Raw genomic sequence first — 13,280 nt, 5'->3', positions numbered from 1 at the left:
CGGACTGCCCCTTCCGTCATCGATCAGGGCTTCCCGCGCTGCTTCGCCAGCAGCACCGCGAACGCCTCGACCTTGGGCGTGAGCCCATGCACGAGCACGGTGTCGCCGTGCTCGAAGCGGGTCTCCGGGTTCGCGAGCATCCACCGTCCGTCGCGCTTCACGGCGCCGATGCCGATCCCGTGCTTCGCCTGCAGGCCGAGCTCCCGGAGCGGCACGGCCAGCAGCGGCCCCGGCACCTCGAGCCGCGCGGCGGCATAGCCCGGCTCGATCTCGGTGAAGTCCTCGAGCGCACCGCGTACCATGTGCGCGACGCGGCGACCCATGTCGGCCTCGGGGCGCACGACATGATGCACGCCGAGCTGATCGAGGATGAGCGCGTGCCGCTCGTCGATGGCCTTCGCCCAGACCTCGGTCACGCCCACCCGCAGCAGCTGGCTGGTGGTGAGGATGTTCGCGGTCACGTCGGTGCCGATCGCGACCACGACGCGGTCGAAGTCGCCCAAGCCCAGCTGCTCGATGAGCTCTGGCTTCGTGGCGTCGCCGACGACGACGGCCGTGAGCTTGCCGTTGAGCGACTGCACGAGCTCCTCGTCGGTGTCGATGCCGAGCACCTCGGTGCCGTGGCGCATGAGCTCGAGCGCGAGGGCGGTGCCGAAGCGGCCGAGGCCGATGACGGCGATGGAGGCGGCGGAGCCGATGGTCGACGGGTCGAAGGGGTTGCGGAGCCTAGCCAATGATCGGCCTTTCCTTGGGCAGCTCGTACACGAGCCTGCGGGGGCGGAGCGCGAGGGTGGTCGCGACGGTGATGGGGCCGACCCGGCCGACGAACATGAGCAGGATCAGGATCAGCTGGCTCGGAATGCCGACCGATGCGGTGATGCCGGTCGAGAGGCCGACGGTGCCGAAGGCGGAGACCACTTCGAACAGCACCCGGTCGTGGTCGAAGTCGGTCAGGTGCATGATCGCGAGGGTCGCCACGAAGCACAGCCCCACCGACAGCAGCGCCACGGTGAGGGCCTCGCGGTGCACCGCACGCGAGAGGCGCTTGCCGAACAGCGTGACCGTCGGGTCGCCGCGCACCTCGGCGAGGATGATCGCCGCGAGCACGCCGAAGGTGGTGATCTTGATGCCGCCGGCGGTGCCGGCCGGTCCGCCGCCGATGAACATCAGCACATCCATCACCAGGAGCGTCTCGGGCCGGAACTCGCCGATGTCGAGCGCGTTGAAGCCAGCCGTGCGGGTCTGCACAGAGTGGAAGAACGACTCGAGGATGCGGGTGCCGGTCGGGTGGGCGCCGAGCGAGCCCGGGTTGCTCCACTCGAGCAGCGCGATCGACACCGTGCCCAGCAGCAGCAGCACGGCGGTGCCGGCGAGCACGAGCCACGTGTGCATCGAGAAGCGACGCGGGTGCGGCGCGTGCTTGAGCACCTGCATGATCACCGGGAACCCGAGACCGCCGATGATGGTCGCCGCCGCGAGCGGCAGCAGGATCCACTGGTCGTCGACGAAGCCCATCAGGTTGTCGCCGAAGAGCGCGAAGCCGGCGTTGTTGTAGCTGGAGACCGCGTGGAAGATGCCCAGCCACAGCGCGTGCAGCGGATCTTCGCCTCGCCCCAGCCAGAACCGCAGCCACAGCACGATCGCGACGCTGCCCTCCACGACGGCGGCAATGGCGGCGATGCTCGTGATGAGCGAGCGCAGCTCGCCGATGCCGCTGGCGTGCGCCTCCTTGGCGGTCGTGAGGCGTGTGCCGAGTGTCAATCGGCGGACGACGAAGATGCCGATGAGGCTCGCGAAGACCATGACGCCGAGGCCGCCGAGCTGAATGAGCACGAGGATGACGACGTGGCCGAAGGGCGTCCAGAAGGCCGCGGTGTCGACGACGGTCAGGCCGGTCACGCACGCGGCCGAGACGGCGGTAAACAGCGCCTCGATCCAGTTGGCGCCGCCCGGCCCCTGCTTCGAGATCGGCAGCATCAGCAGCATCCAGCCGCCCAGATTGAGGGCTACGAAGCCGGCGAAGATGCGTCTGGCGGGGTGTTGTCGCTCCCAGAGCTGGGTGAGCCCCCATCGGGGACCGCGCGCGGTCTGCACGAGCGCTGAGCCTACGCCCCTCGATGTGACTTGGCGCGCAAACCTGTAGTAAGGTAATCGGGTTGCTCCGAGAGCAATTGAGGGTCTGTGGCGCAGCTGGTAGCGCACCTGCATGGCATGCAGGGGGTCGGGGGTTCGAGTCCCCCCAGATCCACCATTGTGATGAGTCGGGACATCGTTCATAGATGTTCCGGGTCATCGTTGATATTCGGAAGCCCCGGCCATCGGCCGGGGCTTCTGTCGTTGTTGCGCCAGTAGGCGCGTGCGGGGTCGACGGTGTGGATGGCGAGGACTTCGCCGGTGGTCTAGTTGGTGACGGTGACGGTGGTGTCGTCGGTGAGGATCAGGACGGGTGTTCCGGCGTGGTCGATGCCGATGCCGAGGTTTACCACGGCGAGCGGCAGGTCGCGTCGGCCACCAGACTGCGCTACGCGACGGCGCGGGCAACGCGGCGCCAGAGCGGCAGCCGCAGGTCAGCAGAAGCAACGCTGGGCGACGGCCGTCCTCGTCGGCCCGTTCTTGTCGTTGCGCCGCGGCCCGGTTCGCCGAGGAGCTGGACAACGCGCAGGGCGCTAAGATGGCATGGAGCAGTCGCGACGGCGCCATTCACCGTGCCTACCCGCGCAAACCGCCCCCAAGCGCCGCGCGCAACGCAACGGCCTCGTCTGCCTCCATTACTGCGTCCGTTCGACTGGACGATCCGTGATCCCAATCACAGGAGCGTGTCCACCGCCGACCATCCGACTGAACTCGAGAGCGGCGCACCTGGTCAAGCAGGACCTCGCGTCGATGCATCGCGGCGGCAGCAGTCAGAACGGCAAGCGCGCCAGGGCCGAGAACTGGGGCGCTACCTGATAAGAACGCTACGTGGAGAACATCCCTGACGAGGTGGAAAGCGCCGGACTCGTGCGGCTCGACGAGCTCCTCCGGCGTATCGAGCCTCTAAGAGAACGCATCGTCGCTCTTCACGCGGAGCCCGGGAGCAGGACAGCCGAGGACGATCTCGCGACGCCCTACGATCCGCTCTCGTACCAGGTGCACCATCTCGCTTCGGCGGCGCTTGACCAACTCGAGACACTGCACGATGTCGTCGTCAGGGCAGAAGCGTTCAGAATGCTCGGCAACTACAGCCTTATCCGAGCAGCGATCGAGGCGGCTGGTCTCGGCATCTGGCTCCTCACTCCTGGGAGGAAAGATGCGCGCATCATGCGGTCCCTGAAACTGGTGCTCGACCAAGCCACCAAGACCGTGGATCTGGCGGCGAAGCTCGGGCATGACCGGACCGCATGGCTGGCGCGCGTCGAGGCGCGTCTGCTTGAGCTGCAGCACTCCCGTAAGGCACTGCGCCAGAGGACGATGAAGACGAAGCCGATCATTCCCACCATGACCGAGGTGCTTCTCGAAGTCGGGCAACTTGTCCGCGGCAAGGACATGCTCCCGCCCGTAGCTGCATGGTCAGCGTGCGCTTCCATGACTCACGGCAACCGGCTCGCCCAGATGATCGTGCTCGAGCGACGGAAGATCGGTGAGCTCCCTACCGGCGGCAACGCGTACATGGTCACAAGCAGTTACGCCGCCACCGCGCGCCTCCTCGAGACCGCTATCGCAATGCTCACGTTCCTCGTCACGCTCGCTGAGCAACACAACCTCGCGAAGTAGACCCGTGGGAACCACTCAAAGCGCCTGGTCGCGACCATGAGGTATTCCGGCGCCGCCGCGTGACCCGACGATAACTGCCTCGGCCGCGTGTTTTGAGGAGGTCGGCAGGGCCAGGACGCGTTCCGCCCAGCGAATTCGCCGCTGGTCCGACATGTCTGCGCTTCAATCTGGGAGAGCCGCTGGTCAACCCCGCAGATTGTCCCGCCGCGGAAACGCGATGAACGCGATCGCGCCGATGCCGATGGCGAGCCCGCCCATGAGCGCCGCGTAGCCCCAGTGCATGCCATCGGCCAACGCGGCGTTCGCTGAGTAGGGGTACCAGAAGTTCAGCTTCGACAGCCACTCAAGTTCTTCGACCATGCCCAGGAAGTTGGCCGCGACGAAGGAGACGGCGAAGACGCCGCCGGGGATCGCGAGCGAGCGCCGCTTGTCGCCCGTGACAACACCGATCACCAGGGTCATCGCGCCGTAGACGAGCGCGATCAGCACCATCTGCGCCGTGGCTGCGAGCATGTTCGGCACCTCGAGGCCCAGATCGCCGATCGGGTTGGCCACCATCATGCCGGCGAAGAGCGCGGCGCCGACGATCAGCACGTGCGTGACCATCGCGGTCGCCTTGGCGGCGAGGAATGTCGTGCGCGGGGTGCCGGTCGAGAGCACGAGCCCCAGAGTGCGGGCCTGCTCCTCGCCGGCGGTCGCGGCGGCTGCCGAGATCATCGCGGTGGCGATCAGGAAGCCCGGGCCCAGGATGGACATGAGCTCGGCATGCATCCACCCGACGGGCGTCGCGATCGACAGCCCGCCGAGCAGCGCCTCGAAGCCCTCCGGCAGATCCGCGGCGATCGACGCGAACGTGTCCTGCAGCGGCAGCCAGAGCGCGCCGACGCCCACGGCGATCGCGAAGCCGTAGAACGCGAGCACGCCGACGATGACGGCCTTGTCGGCCACCGCTCGCCGGTACACGGTGCGCCAGATCATGCGGTGGAGCGCCGGCGCCGGGCGGTTGTTGGCGTGGCGAGGCGTGGTGATCGCGGTCATGGCTCAGCCCTCCAGGTCACGGCGGCGGAACACGACCACCGCGACGCTCATGCAGACGACGACAATGGCAGCGAAGAGGCCGACGTCGCCGACGTTCACCCCGTCGCGCAATGGATCGGAGTGCCCGAGGTAGTAGTGCCATGGGCTCAGCCGAGCCCAGTCGGTGAGGCCGGCGATCGGCAGCATCGTCGCCGCCAGATACGAGGCGACGGCGAGGCCGCCGGCTGCAGCGGAGCCCAGCGCGGGCTTGCCGGTCGCGCCCGCGACGGCGAACGCGATCGAGCCGAACGCGAGGCCCAGGAAGAGCAGGTGCACGGTGGCGCCGGTGAGCCCTGCGAAGGTCAGCTCGCTGGCCCTCGACGCGATGAAGAGGCCCATCGCCGCCCAGTTCACTGCGACCACCAAAATCACCGCTCCGAGCACACCGAGCGCTTTCGCCCAGAAGAGCCGAATCCGGGAGACCGGCTGCGCGGACAGGATCGCCATCGTGCCGTCGCGCTCCTCGCCCGCGAGGGCGCCGGCGCCGACGATGACCGCGAACGTCACCACAGAGACGGGGAAGATCAGGCTGAACATCTCGCCCACGGCATAGCCGCCCGGCGCGTTGGCGCCGAGGAAGATGTCAAACGCCGGCGGCATCCCCTCGGTGATCGCGGCGAGCAGGTCGCCGATCACGTCGGCGATCACCAGCGCGAGCAGCCCGAAGGCGGCGAGGATCACCGCGAGCACGGCCGCCCCCGGCACGCGCTGGCGTGCCTCGTGCGACAGGAGTGCGCCGGACACCAGCGTCACCGAGTCCCGCCGCTGGACGCCGCGCCCTGCTTCGCAGAGTCGCGACGCACGTCCGTCCGCGCGCCCGCGGCGGCCGCGCCCGTGTCAGCATCGGTGTCGCGGTAGTAGTCCAGGAAGATCTCCTCGAGGTCGGCCTCCCGGGAGTGGATGTCGACGACGTGTCGTGTCATCGCGGCCTGCAGCACCGGGTGGACGGCACCCTCGTATGACACGCGCGCGTGCACGCCGTCGATCTCCAGCTCGCGCACCACATCGACATCCGCGAACAGGTCGGCCGGCACGGGCTCCGCGAACTCGAACTCGAGCCGCCGGATGGCCTTGCGCTTGAGCGCATCCACGCGCTCGACGATCACGAGCCGCGCGTGCCGGATGATGCCGACGCGGTCGGCGACCCGCTCGACCTCGGAGAGCGTGTGCGAGGAGAGGAACACCGTGCGCCCATCCGCGCGCACCTCGCGCAGCATCTCCTGGAACGTCTGCTGCACCAGCGGGTCGAGCCCCGCGTTGGGCTCGTCGAGGATCAGCAGCTCTGGCTTGTGCATGAACGCCTGGATGAGCCCGATCTTCTGCCGGTTGCCGGTGGAGTACTCGCGCACCTTGCGCGACAGGTCGGCGCCCAGCCGCTCGGCGAGCTCGTCGACGTAGCGCATGTCGACACCACCGCGGAGGTTCGCGAAGTAGTCGATCGTCTGCCGGCCGGTGAGCTTCGGGTAGAGCGCGAGGTCGCCGGGGAGGTAGCCGATGCGGCGACGGATCTGCAGCGAGTCGGCGTGCATGTCGAGCCCCAGCACGCTCGCCGATCCGCTGGTCGCGCGCAGCTGGTCGAGCAGCATGCGGATCGTGGTCGACTTGCCGGCGCCGTTGGGCCCTAGGAAGCCGAAGATCTCCCCGGTGTGCACCTGCAGGTCGAGGTCGTCGACGGCCGCGAGGTCGCCGAACGTCTTGGTGAGCCCCGTGGTGCGGATGGCGTCGGAACCGCTCATGATGCCGTGCCCTTCTCGTCGTGGTAGCGGCGGCGCAGCGCCGGCATCTCGCGCTCGATGAACGCCAGGTAGTCGCGCATCTCGAGGAGCCGATTGCGCCGATCCGGCTCCGTGTCGGCGAGCACGCGCAGGCCGTCGTCGGCGATCGCGCGCAGGCGCGCGGTTGGCTGCTCCTGCGCGGCCATCGCGTGATCCCAGACGTTCGGGGCCACCCGGTAGAACGCCCGCCGCTCACCGGCGCGGCCGACGCGCTCGACCAGCTGCAACTGCGTCAGCATCCGCACGGTGGTGCTCACGCCGCCCGTGCTCGCCTGGAGCGCCTTGGTGAGCTGCTCTGCCGACTGCTCGGGTGGATCGCAGACCATCAGCCACGCCAGCATCCGACCGGCCGCGCGCTGCAGGCCCACAGCCTCGAGGCCCATGCCCATCGCTTCGATGAAGGCATCGATCTGGTGCTGCGACGGAGCGCCCGACGAGGGGAGCTCCGCCTCCGGCGCTGCATGCGTTTGAGCGGGAGATGTCATTGATTCAGAATACTCTGAATGTTCAAAGAAACAAGAGGGCGCTCAGGTCAGGGATCGCTGAGCTATCGCGAAGCGCCTCGCACGAACCGAGCCAGCCTCCCGGGTGCGGATCGTGCAGTGGCACTCTTGCACCGCAGCGTGGGCCACCGCCAAGATGGAGTTATGACGACGCCCAAGCCCGTGAGCGCGCTCGAGATCGAGCGCGACTTCACAGAGCAGAGAGACTGGGGCATCCGATTCGTGATGCTCGCCGGACTCGCCTCGTGGGTGCTCTCTGGCGCGTTCGGCTCATCCGGTGGCGGCGGTGGCGAGAATGGCCCGAGCTGGTCGGTCGTCGTGCAGGTGATGCCCGCGGTGGAAGGCGCTGTCGTCGGCGTGATCGCGCTCGCATGGCTGGCGACGCAGTGGCAGCGTCACGACCGTCAGTTCGTGGTGCGCGTGCAGCGTCTCGTGCTGCTGACCGCGTGGGCGCTTGTCGCCATAGCAATCGTTGGATCGTACGTGGCACTGTTCTGGGTCGATCGCCCGCCGTCGAGCCCGCCGGTGGTGTTCTTCCCGCTCGAGGTCGTCGACGCCTATCGCTAGTGCCTCAGTCGGCGCTCCTGGAGCAGGTCGTCGTAGCCCGAGCGGTAGCCCGGATGGGTGAGCGAGCCCAGCAGGCTCAGCAGCAGCGCCCCGTCCAGCACCGTGCCGCTGCTGACCGCCGGTTCGATCGCCGGCGGCGCAGCGACGCCGAGCCGCTCGGCGATGTGCGCCGCGACCTCGCCGAGCGGCGCCGGCGCCTGGTCGACTGCGTGCAGCACGGCGGGTGGCGCTTCTGCCAGCAGCATGGCGTGCAGCGCGCGCACCAGGTCGGTCTCGTGGATGCGATTCGTGCGGCGCGCGTGCTGCATCGGGGTGCCGGCGGCGACCCGGCGGATGAGCGAGTCGCGATCGGGCCCGTAGATGCCTGCGGGCCGGATGATGTGCGCGGCGAAGCGGTCGACGGCGAGCAGCTCGCCGTCGCGCAGCGCGCGGGCGCGGTCGGAGCCGGGCACCGGCTCGTCGGCCTCGCTGAGCGGCCGCGGGCCCGGCATCCCGTCGAACACGCGCGTCGACGATACGAACAGCACGCGTGGCGGCACCGCCGGGAGCGCCGCAGCGAGGTGCTCGAGGACCGCTTGGTAGCCCTCGACGGCCTCGGAGCGGCCTGCTCCGGGCGGCAGCGTGATCACCATCGCATCGGCTACGGGCAGCTGCTGTTGCAATGGCTGCCGGAGGTCAGCGGCGACGGCGGTGAAGCTGCTCGGGAGCATCGACGGGTCGCGCCGCACTGCCGTGACCTCCCAGCCCTCCATCACGAGCTGTGTGCCGAGCAGGGTGCCCAACCGGCCGCAGCCGATCAGCAAGACATGGCGCTTCTTGATCACGGCAGGAGCTCGGTGACGAGGCCCGACGACCGATATCGGGCAGCCGAGTGGCGCGACGGCGCGACGAGCACCACGGATGCCGCCACCTGTGCGGTGGGGAAGTCGTCGAACGAGTCGGTCCAGAAGCGGCGCCGCTCGATTTCGACACCCGCCTCGCGCAACGTCGCGAGCTTCCCCTCACCGCGGATGTGGCGGTCGAACACCGGTCCGGTCGGCGTCCACCGAAGCGTGGACGCGAGTAGCAGGTCGTGCTCGACGCCGGCCGCAGCGAGGAACGCTGCGGCCAGCCGATGCTCGGAGCCGGTGGCGACCACGATGTGTGCTCCTTCGCGGCGACACCGCGCGGCGACCTCGACCATGGACGCGCGAGCGCTGCGCAACCCCAGTTGACGGCCGACCCGCATTGCGAGCGCGTCGTAGGCCGACTCCGACATCCCGCTCAGCAGGCTGCGCGCCACCTCGCGAGAGGCGGCCGCATGACGGACCACGTCGTGGCCGGCCTGCAGCCATCGCACGAGCTCGGGACTGCTTCGCAGTGCCGTCGGGAGTCGTCGGCGCGCGGCGGCGACCAAGAGCGCAGCGAACGTGTCGCGGGTCGAGAGCACGCCGTCGAGGTCAAGCACCACGTCGGTCATGGACTCAGCATGGCAAGTGTCGCTGGACGCTCCATAGTCGTCAATCGTCGAGCGGCTGGCGCGCCTCCGGAATGCCGCGGGTGTTCTCCGCGGCGGCGGCCCGGCGCGCGAGCAGCGCACCGGGGCACCAGCCACCGATGGTGCCGGTGAGCAGCACGACGGCAACGAGTCCGGCGACGATCGCGAGCGCCGGGTTGTCGAGGCTGTCGAGCGCGAATGCGCCGATCAGCACCGCGACGACGCCCTGCACGATGCGCTCGGCGGTGCCCGGGCTGCACATCGCCGCCGGGCGGCGCCGGGTCATGATGCGTCGCTGGTCGCGCGCTGCTCGGCCACCTGGCGACGCACGTCATCCATGTCGAGTCCTCGCACGCCCTCGATGAGGCTGTCGAGCTGCGCCGGCGGCATGGCGCCGGGCTGCGAGAAGACGAGGATGCCGTCGCGGAACGCCATGAGCGTCGGGATCGACGTGATGCGGAACGACGCGGCGAGCTGCTGCTCGGCCTCGGTGTCGACCTTGCCGAACACGATGTCGGGGTTGGCCTCGGCGGCTCGCTCGAAGACCGGCGCGAACGAGCGGCAGGGCCCGCACCAGGCGGCCCAGAAGTCGAGCAGCACGATGCCCTCGGCCGCGATCGTCGCGTCGATGGTGTCGATGGTGATGTCTTGAGTGCTCATGGTGTTCGGTCGCTTTCTGTGTCGTCGGCGGCCCGCGAGGCGGGCCGGTGCAGTTGGAGGGGGAGCGGGCGCGGTCAGCGCTCGATCGGCAGCCCGGTGGCGTCGGCGGCCTGCTCGAGCGAGCCGAGGTCGGTGACGTCCGTGAAGCCGGCGTCGCGCATCATGGCGACGGCCACTGCCGACCGGTTGCCGGAACGGCAGTGCACGAAGTAGGGCACGTCGGGATCGAGGTCGGCGAGCGCGGCCTCCAGGTCGCCGTTGGAGACGTCCAGCAGCACGGCGCTGTCGAGGTGCGCCGACGCATACTCCTCCGCGGTGCGAACGTCGATCACGACCGCGTCGTCGGGCAGCGGGGCTGCCGACGGGGCGGGGGAAGCGCACCCCGCGGCGGTGAGGGTGAGGGCGAGCGCGACGCTCGTGAAGCCGACGGTGCGGAGCGTGGTCATGGTGTTCCTTCGTTGGGGGAGAAGCGGCGGATCAGGAGAGGGGCAGGAGTTCGAGCACCTGCTGCACGACCAAGCCGGCTGCCACGAGGAGCAGCAGGATGGCGAAGCCGCGGCGCAGGACGCGATCGGGGATGCGGCCGGTCAGCGCCGAGCCCAGGAACGAGCCGGCGATCGCGATCGCGGTGAAGGGCAGGACGAGCTCCCACGGGATGTCGAAGAACGCCGGCTGTGCAGCGAGACCGGCGAGCGACTGCATCGCGATGACGAGTAGCGACGTGCCGATGGCGGCCGCGGCGGAGATGCCGGCCAGCACGATGAGCGCCGGCACGATGAGGAAGCCGCCGCCGGCGCCGACCAGCCCCGCCAGCATCCCGACGCCGACGCCGAGCAGCAGGATGCGCAGCACCCGCGGATGCGTGTCGCCCCCGGCATCGCCCCGGCGGCGCCGCAGCATGGCGATCGCCGCGGCGACCATGGTGACCGCAAGCAGCAGCATGAGCACCGCCGACGGGAGCAGGCCGCCCAGCAATCCGCCGGCCAGCGCGCCGACGATGCCGGCGGCACCGAAGATCAGGCCGACGCGCCAGCGGACGCGGCCGCCCCGTGCGTGCTGCACGAGGCCGACCGCGCTCGTCGCGCCGACCACGAACAGCGACGACGCGATGGCGACCCGCGGCTCGAGGCCGGCGACGCCGGTCAGGATCGGCACGGTGAGGATCGAGCCGCCGCCGCCCAGCAGTCCCAGGCTGATGCCCACGACGAGCGCGAGCGCCAGCACGGCGATCAGCAGGGCAGGGGTCATGGGGCGGCTCGATCCTCGTTCGTGTCAGTGCTCAGGCGGTGGCGGGCTGGCGGTCGGTGAACCGCTCCCACGCCGCGAACGAGCCGTCGAGCTCGACGACGTCGAGGCCGGCGCGGCGCAGCGCACTCGCCACGAGGCTGTTGCGCACACCGCTCTGGCAGTAGGTGACGAGCGTGCCCTCGCGGGGCAGCTCATCCAGCTGCCAGAGGGCGCGGCCACCGCTGAGGTGCTCGGAGCCGGGGATGTGGCCCTCGGCGTGCTCGGTGCGCCCGCGCACGTCGACCAGGTGCGCGTCGGCGAGCCCGTCGAGCTCCTCCGGCTGCACGAGCCGCGGCTGCACGAGGTCGAACCCGTCCAGTGAGCGGATGTAGCCGTCGAACGCGTCGATGCCGACCCGCACGAGGTGGTCGCGCAGCTCGTCGGCGGTCTCGCGGTCGTCGGCGAGCAGCACGAGCGGTCGCTCCTCGGTCTCCGGGTCGTAGACCCACGCGCCGTAGCTCGCGGCCTTCGCGATGCCGGGGATGTTGAGCGCGCCCTCGACGGTGCCCTCGTGCACGAGGTCGTGCTGGCGGGTGTCGACGAGGATCGCGGCGTCGTCGCGCAGCAGATCGCGGACGGCCTCGGTGGTGCGCTCCGAGAGCTCCGGCAGCTCGCCCAACAGCTCGGGGCCGCTGCGGTTCTGCGACTTCATGCGCGCGAAGTAGGCGTGCGCGTCGGGCTGGCCGCCCAGCAGCTCCTCCACGAAGCCCTGCTCGTCATTCGCGGCCAGGAACGGAGCCCACCATGCGAAGGTGCGCTCGTAGCCGACCGTCGATGCGGCGATGGCGCCGAGCGCCTTGCCGCACGCGCTGCCGGCGCCATGCGCCGGGAGCACCTGCACGTAGTCGGGGAGCGTGAGGAAGCGGTCGCGCAGGCTCGCGAAGAGCTGCTTCGCGCCCTCGAAGCGCGTGTCGACCCCGCCGGCGGCCTCGTCGAGCAGATCCGGCCGGCCGGTGTCGCCGACGAACACGAAGTCGCCGGAGAGCAGGAAGCCGGGCTCGGTCGCCTGCGCGCCGTCGGTCACGAGGAAGGAGAGGTGCTCGGGCGTGTGCCCGGGCGTGTGCGAGGCGCGGAGCGTGATGTTGCCGACGGCGATCTCGTCGCCGTCGTGCATCCGGTCGGCCTCGTCGAAGCCGCTGCCGTAGGTCCAGTCCGGACCGCCCTCGTCGGAGACGTGCATGCGAGCGCCGGTCCTCGCGGCCAGCTCCCGCGTGCCCGACAGGTAGTCGGCGTGGATGTGGGTCTCGGTCACGTGCGCGATGCGCAGACCGTGCTTCTCAGCGAAGCGCAGGTAGACCTCGACGCCGCGGCGGGGGTCGACCACGACCGCCTCGCCCGTTGCCTGGCAGCCGATGACATAGCTTGCCTGAGCCAGGTCCTCGTCGTAGATGCGTTCCAGCAGCATGGTGTCCTCCTCGTGTCTGGTCAGATCAGGGGTCGGTCGTTCAGCAGCGGCAGCGGTCGGCCTCGGGGACGCCGGCGAGCGCCTCGTCGACGTGCTGGCCGCAACCGGCCCAGGTCGGCTTTCCGCAGCGGTCACAGGTGATGCGTGCACACATGGTGGTGTCCTCTCGTCGTGGGATCAGCGGTTGAACAGGCGGGCGAAGAAGCCAGGTCGCGAGGCCTTCGCCTCGGTGATCTCGCTCTGCGTGTGCTGGTTGCGGCACCAGTCGGATGCGGGCACGGTGCGACGGACCTCCTGCACGTGCTGGCCGCATCCGGCCCAGGTCGTCTTGCCGCACACGCGGCACGTCACTGCTCTGCACATATTCGCCCTCCCGGCGGTTCGTGGTCCTGGATACTCCCAGGGGTATCGAAACTATACCCCATGGGGTATCGTGGTTGTCAACCGAGGAGGCACCCATGACCAGTGATGCAGAGATGGCTGCCGGGCACGACCCGGAGGCCAAGCGCAAGATCGTCAACCGCCTGCGCCGTGCGCACGGGCAGCTGGCAGCGGTGATCGCCGCGGTGGAGGATGAGGCGCACTGCCGCGACGTCGTGCAGCAGCTCTCGGCGGTCTCGAAGGCCGTCGACCGTGCCGGGTTCCTTGTGGTCGCCGGCGCTCTGAAGGAATGCCTGACCGATGAGCCGGGCGACGGCGAGCGCATCGACGAGCTCGAGCGCCTCTTCCTCTCGCTCGCCTGAGCCGCGCTCGCACGCCAGCACCGCCGAGCGATG

General features: G+C 69.7%; 17 protein-coding genes and 1 tRNA gene. 4 read left to right on the top strand and 14 right to left on the bottom strand.

Features of this window, described 5'->3' with window-relative positions; genetic code table 11:
• Positions 1-23 precede the first annotated feature (23 nt).
• Together ABG090_RS07365 and ABG090_RS07360 are read right to left on the bottom strand one after the other, a co-directional pair.
• The gene (locus ABG090_RS07365) at positions 24-734 is read right to left on the bottom strand and encodes a TrkA family potassium uptake protein (protein WP_347753784.1); all 711 of its coding nucleotides are present in this window, start codon (positions 732-734) and stop codon (positions 24-26) included.
• Positions 727-2,094, bottom strand: coding sequence for a potassium transporter TrkG (locus ABG090_RS07360; protein WP_347753783.1), 1,368 nt, complete (start codon positions 2,092-2,094; stop codon positions 727-729). Before ABG090_RS07360 ends, ABG090_RS07365 begins: the two co-directional genes overlap by 8 nt.
• A gap of 81 nt (positions 2,095-2,175) precedes the next feature.
• On the opposite strand from ABG090_RS07360, the gene ABG090_RS07355 reads away from it, so the two are divergent.
• Both ABG090_RS07355 and ABG090_RS07350 read left to right on the top strand, forming a co-directional pair.
• Positions 2,176-2,251, top strand: a tRNA-Ala gene (locus ABG090_RS07355).
• Positions 2,252-2,961: 710 nt separating this feature from the next.
• Positions 2,962-3,753 carry a hypothetical protein gene (locus ABG090_RS07350; protein WP_347753782.1) on the top strand — a complete coding sequence of 264 codons (792 nt, stop codon included), beginning with the start codon at positions 2,962-2,964 and terminating at the stop codon, positions 3,751-3,753.
• Between the two features lie 183 nt (positions 3,754-3,936).
• Here the strand turns inward: ABG090_RS07350 and ABG090_RS07345 are convergent, their stop codons facing one another.
• Genes ABG090_RS07345 through ABG090_RS07330 form a run of 4 tightly spaced genes read right to left on the bottom strand, consistent with a single transcriptional unit; the run spans position 3,937 to position 7,090 of the window.
• Entirely contained in the window at positions 3,937-4,791 is an 855-nt protein-coding gene (locus ABG090_RS07345; protein WP_347753780.1) for an ABC transporter permease subunit, read from the bottom strand.
• 3 nt (positions 4,792-4,794) lie between these two features.
• The gene (locus ABG090_RS07340; protein WP_347753778.1) at positions 4,795-5,574 is read right to left on the bottom strand and encodes an ABC transporter permease subunit; all 780 of its coding nucleotides are present in this window, start codon (positions 5,572-5,574) and stop codon (positions 4,795-4,797) included.
• Between the two features lie 5 nt (positions 5,575-5,579).
• On the bottom strand, positions 5,580-6,566 hold the full coding sequence (locus tag ABG090_RS07335; protein ID WP_347753777.1) for an ABC transporter ATP-binding protein: 987 nt from the start codon (positions 6,564-6,566) through the stop codon (positions 5,580-5,582).
• Positions 6,563-7,090, bottom strand: a complete 528-nt coding sequence (locus ABG090_RS07330; RefSeq protein ID WP_347753776.1) for a transcriptional regulator — start codon at positions 7,088-7,090, stop codon at positions 6,563-6,565. The genes ABG090_RS07335 and ABG090_RS07330 overlap by 4 nt, the downstream gene beginning before the upstream one ends.
• Positions 7,091-7,252: 162 nt before the next feature.
• Here ABG090_RS07330 and ABG090_RS07325 point away from each other — a divergent pair, with 162 nt between their 5' ends.
• The gene (locus ABG090_RS07325; RefSeq protein ID WP_347753775.1) at positions 7,253-7,675 is read left to right on the top strand and encodes a hypothetical protein; all 423 of its coding nucleotides are present in this window, start codon (positions 7,253-7,255) and stop codon (positions 7,673-7,675) included.
• On the opposite strand, the gene ABG090_RS07320 is transcribed toward ABG090_RS07325, so the two are convergent.
• From ABG090_RS07320 to ABG090_RS07285, 8 genes are all read right to left on the bottom strand, one after another.
• The gene (locus ABG090_RS07320) at positions 7,672-8,499 is read right to left on the bottom strand and encodes an NAD(P)H-binding protein (protein WP_347753773.1); all 828 of its coding nucleotides are present in this window, start codon (positions 8,497-8,499) and stop codon (positions 7,672-7,674) included. The two genes, ABG090_RS07325 and ABG090_RS07320, sit on opposite strands and share 4 nt — an antisense overlap.
• On the bottom strand, positions 8,496-9,134 hold the full coding sequence (locus ABG090_RS07315) for an HAD family hydrolase (RefSeq protein WP_347753771.1): 639 nt from the start codon (positions 9,132-9,134) through the stop codon (positions 8,496-8,498). Before ABG090_RS07315 ends, ABG090_RS07320 begins: the two co-directional genes overlap by 4 nt.
• A gap of 40 nt (positions 9,135-9,174) precedes the next feature.
• Entirely contained in the window at positions 9,175-9,438 is a 264-nt protein-coding gene (locus tag ABG090_RS07310) for a YgaP-like transmembrane domain (RefSeq protein WP_347753770.1), read from the bottom strand.
• A complete protein-coding gene (trxA, locus tag ABG090_RS07305; RefSeq protein WP_347753769.1) occupies positions 9,435-9,812 on the bottom strand; it encodes a thioredoxin in 378 nt (125 codons plus the stop codon). The genes ABG090_RS07310 and trxA overlap by 4 nt, the downstream gene beginning before the upstream one ends.
• 74 nt (positions 9,813-9,886) lie before the next feature.
• Positions 9,887-10,258 carry a rhodanese-like domain-containing protein gene (locus tag ABG090_RS07300; protein WP_347753768.1) on the bottom strand — a complete coding sequence of 124 codons (372 nt, stop codon included), beginning with the start codon at positions 10,256-10,258 and terminating at the stop codon, positions 9,887-9,889.
• Between the two features lie 31 nt (positions 10,259-10,289).
• Positions 10,290-11,060 (bottom strand): sulfite exporter TauE/SafE family protein, encoded by a 771-nt coding sequence (locus ABG090_RS07295; RefSeq protein ID WP_347753767.1) that lies wholly within the window; start codon positions 11,058-11,060, stop codon positions 10,290-10,292.
• 31 nt (positions 11,061-11,091) lie between these two features.
• On the bottom strand, positions 11,092-12,504 hold the full coding sequence (locus tag ABG090_RS07290; protein WP_347753766.1) for an MBL fold metallo-hydrolase: 1,413 nt from the start codon (positions 12,502-12,504) through the stop codon (positions 11,092-11,094).
• A gap of 177 nt (positions 12,505-12,681) precedes the next feature.
• Positions 12,682-12,867: a hypothetical protein gene (locus ABG090_RS07285; protein WP_347753764.1), complete on the bottom strand. Its 186-nt coding sequence runs from the start codon at positions 12,865-12,867 to the stop codon at positions 12,682-12,684.
• Positions 12,868-12,962: 95 nt separating this feature from the next.
• On the opposite strand from ABG090_RS07285, the gene ABG090_RS07280 reads away from it, so the two are divergent.
• Positions 12,963-13,247: a metal-sensitive transcriptional regulator gene (locus ABG090_RS07280; protein WP_347753763.1), complete on the top strand. Its 285-nt coding sequence runs from the start codon at positions 12,963-12,965 to the stop codon at positions 13,245-13,247.
• Positions 13,248-13,280: the final 33 nt, after the last annotated feature.

The organism is Agrococcus sp. ProA11 (genome assembly GCF_039880525.1).
In the GTDB taxonomy this organism is placed as follows: domain Bacteria; phylum Actinomycetota; class Actinomycetes; order Actinomycetales; family Microbacteriaceae; genus Agrococcus; species Agrococcus chionoecetis.
This window is presented reverse-complemented; position numbering and strand designations above follow the sequence as displayed.

Coding starts and splice junctions, on each gene's coding strand:
- ABG090_RS07345 (WP_347753780.1), bottom strand. CDS start 4,791: ATGACCGCGATCACCACGCCTCGCCACGCCAACAACCGCCCGGCGCCG.
- ABG090_RS07335 (WP_347753777.1), bottom strand. CDS start 6,566: ATGAGCGGTTCCGACGCCATCCGCACCACGGGGCTCACCAAGACGTTC.
- ABG090_RS07330 (WP_347753776.1), bottom strand. CDS start 7,090: ATGACATCTCCCGCTCAAACGCATGCAGCGCCGGAGGCGGAGCTCCCC.
- ABG090_RS07325 (WP_347753775.1), top strand. CDS start 7,253: ATGACGACGCCCAAGCCCGTGAGCGCGCTCGAGATCGAGCGCGACTTC.
- ABG090_RS07315 (WP_347753771.1), bottom strand. CDS start 9,134: ATGACCGACGTGGTGCTTGACCTCGACGGCGTGCTCTCGACCCGCGAC.
- ABG090_RS07310 (WP_347753770.1), bottom strand. CDS start 9,438: ATGACCCGGCGCCGCCCGGCGGCGATGTGCAGCCCGGGCACCGCCGAG.
- trxA (WP_347753769.1), bottom strand. CDS start 9,812: ATGAGCACTCAAGACATCACCATCGACACCATCGACGCGACGATCGCG.
- ABG090_RS07300 (WP_347753768.1), bottom strand. CDS start 10,258: ATGACCACGCTCCGCACCGTCGGCTTCACGAGCGTCGCGCTCGCCCTC.
- ABG090_RS07295 (WP_347753767.1), bottom strand. CDS start 11,060: ATGACCCCTGCCCTGCTGATCGCCGTGCTGGCGCTCGCGCTCGTCGTG.
- ABG090_RS07290 (WP_347753766.1), bottom strand. CDS start 12,504: ATGCTGCTGGAACGCATCTACGACGAGGACCTGGCTCAGGCAAGCTAT.
- ABG090_RS07285 (WP_347753764.1), bottom strand. CDS start 12,867: ATGTGCAGAGCAGTGACGTGCCGCGTGTGCGGCAAGACGACCTGGGCC.
- ABG090_RS07280 (WP_347753763.1), top strand. CDS start 12,963: ATGACCAGTGATGCAGAGATGGCTGCCGGGCACGACCCGGAGGCCAAG.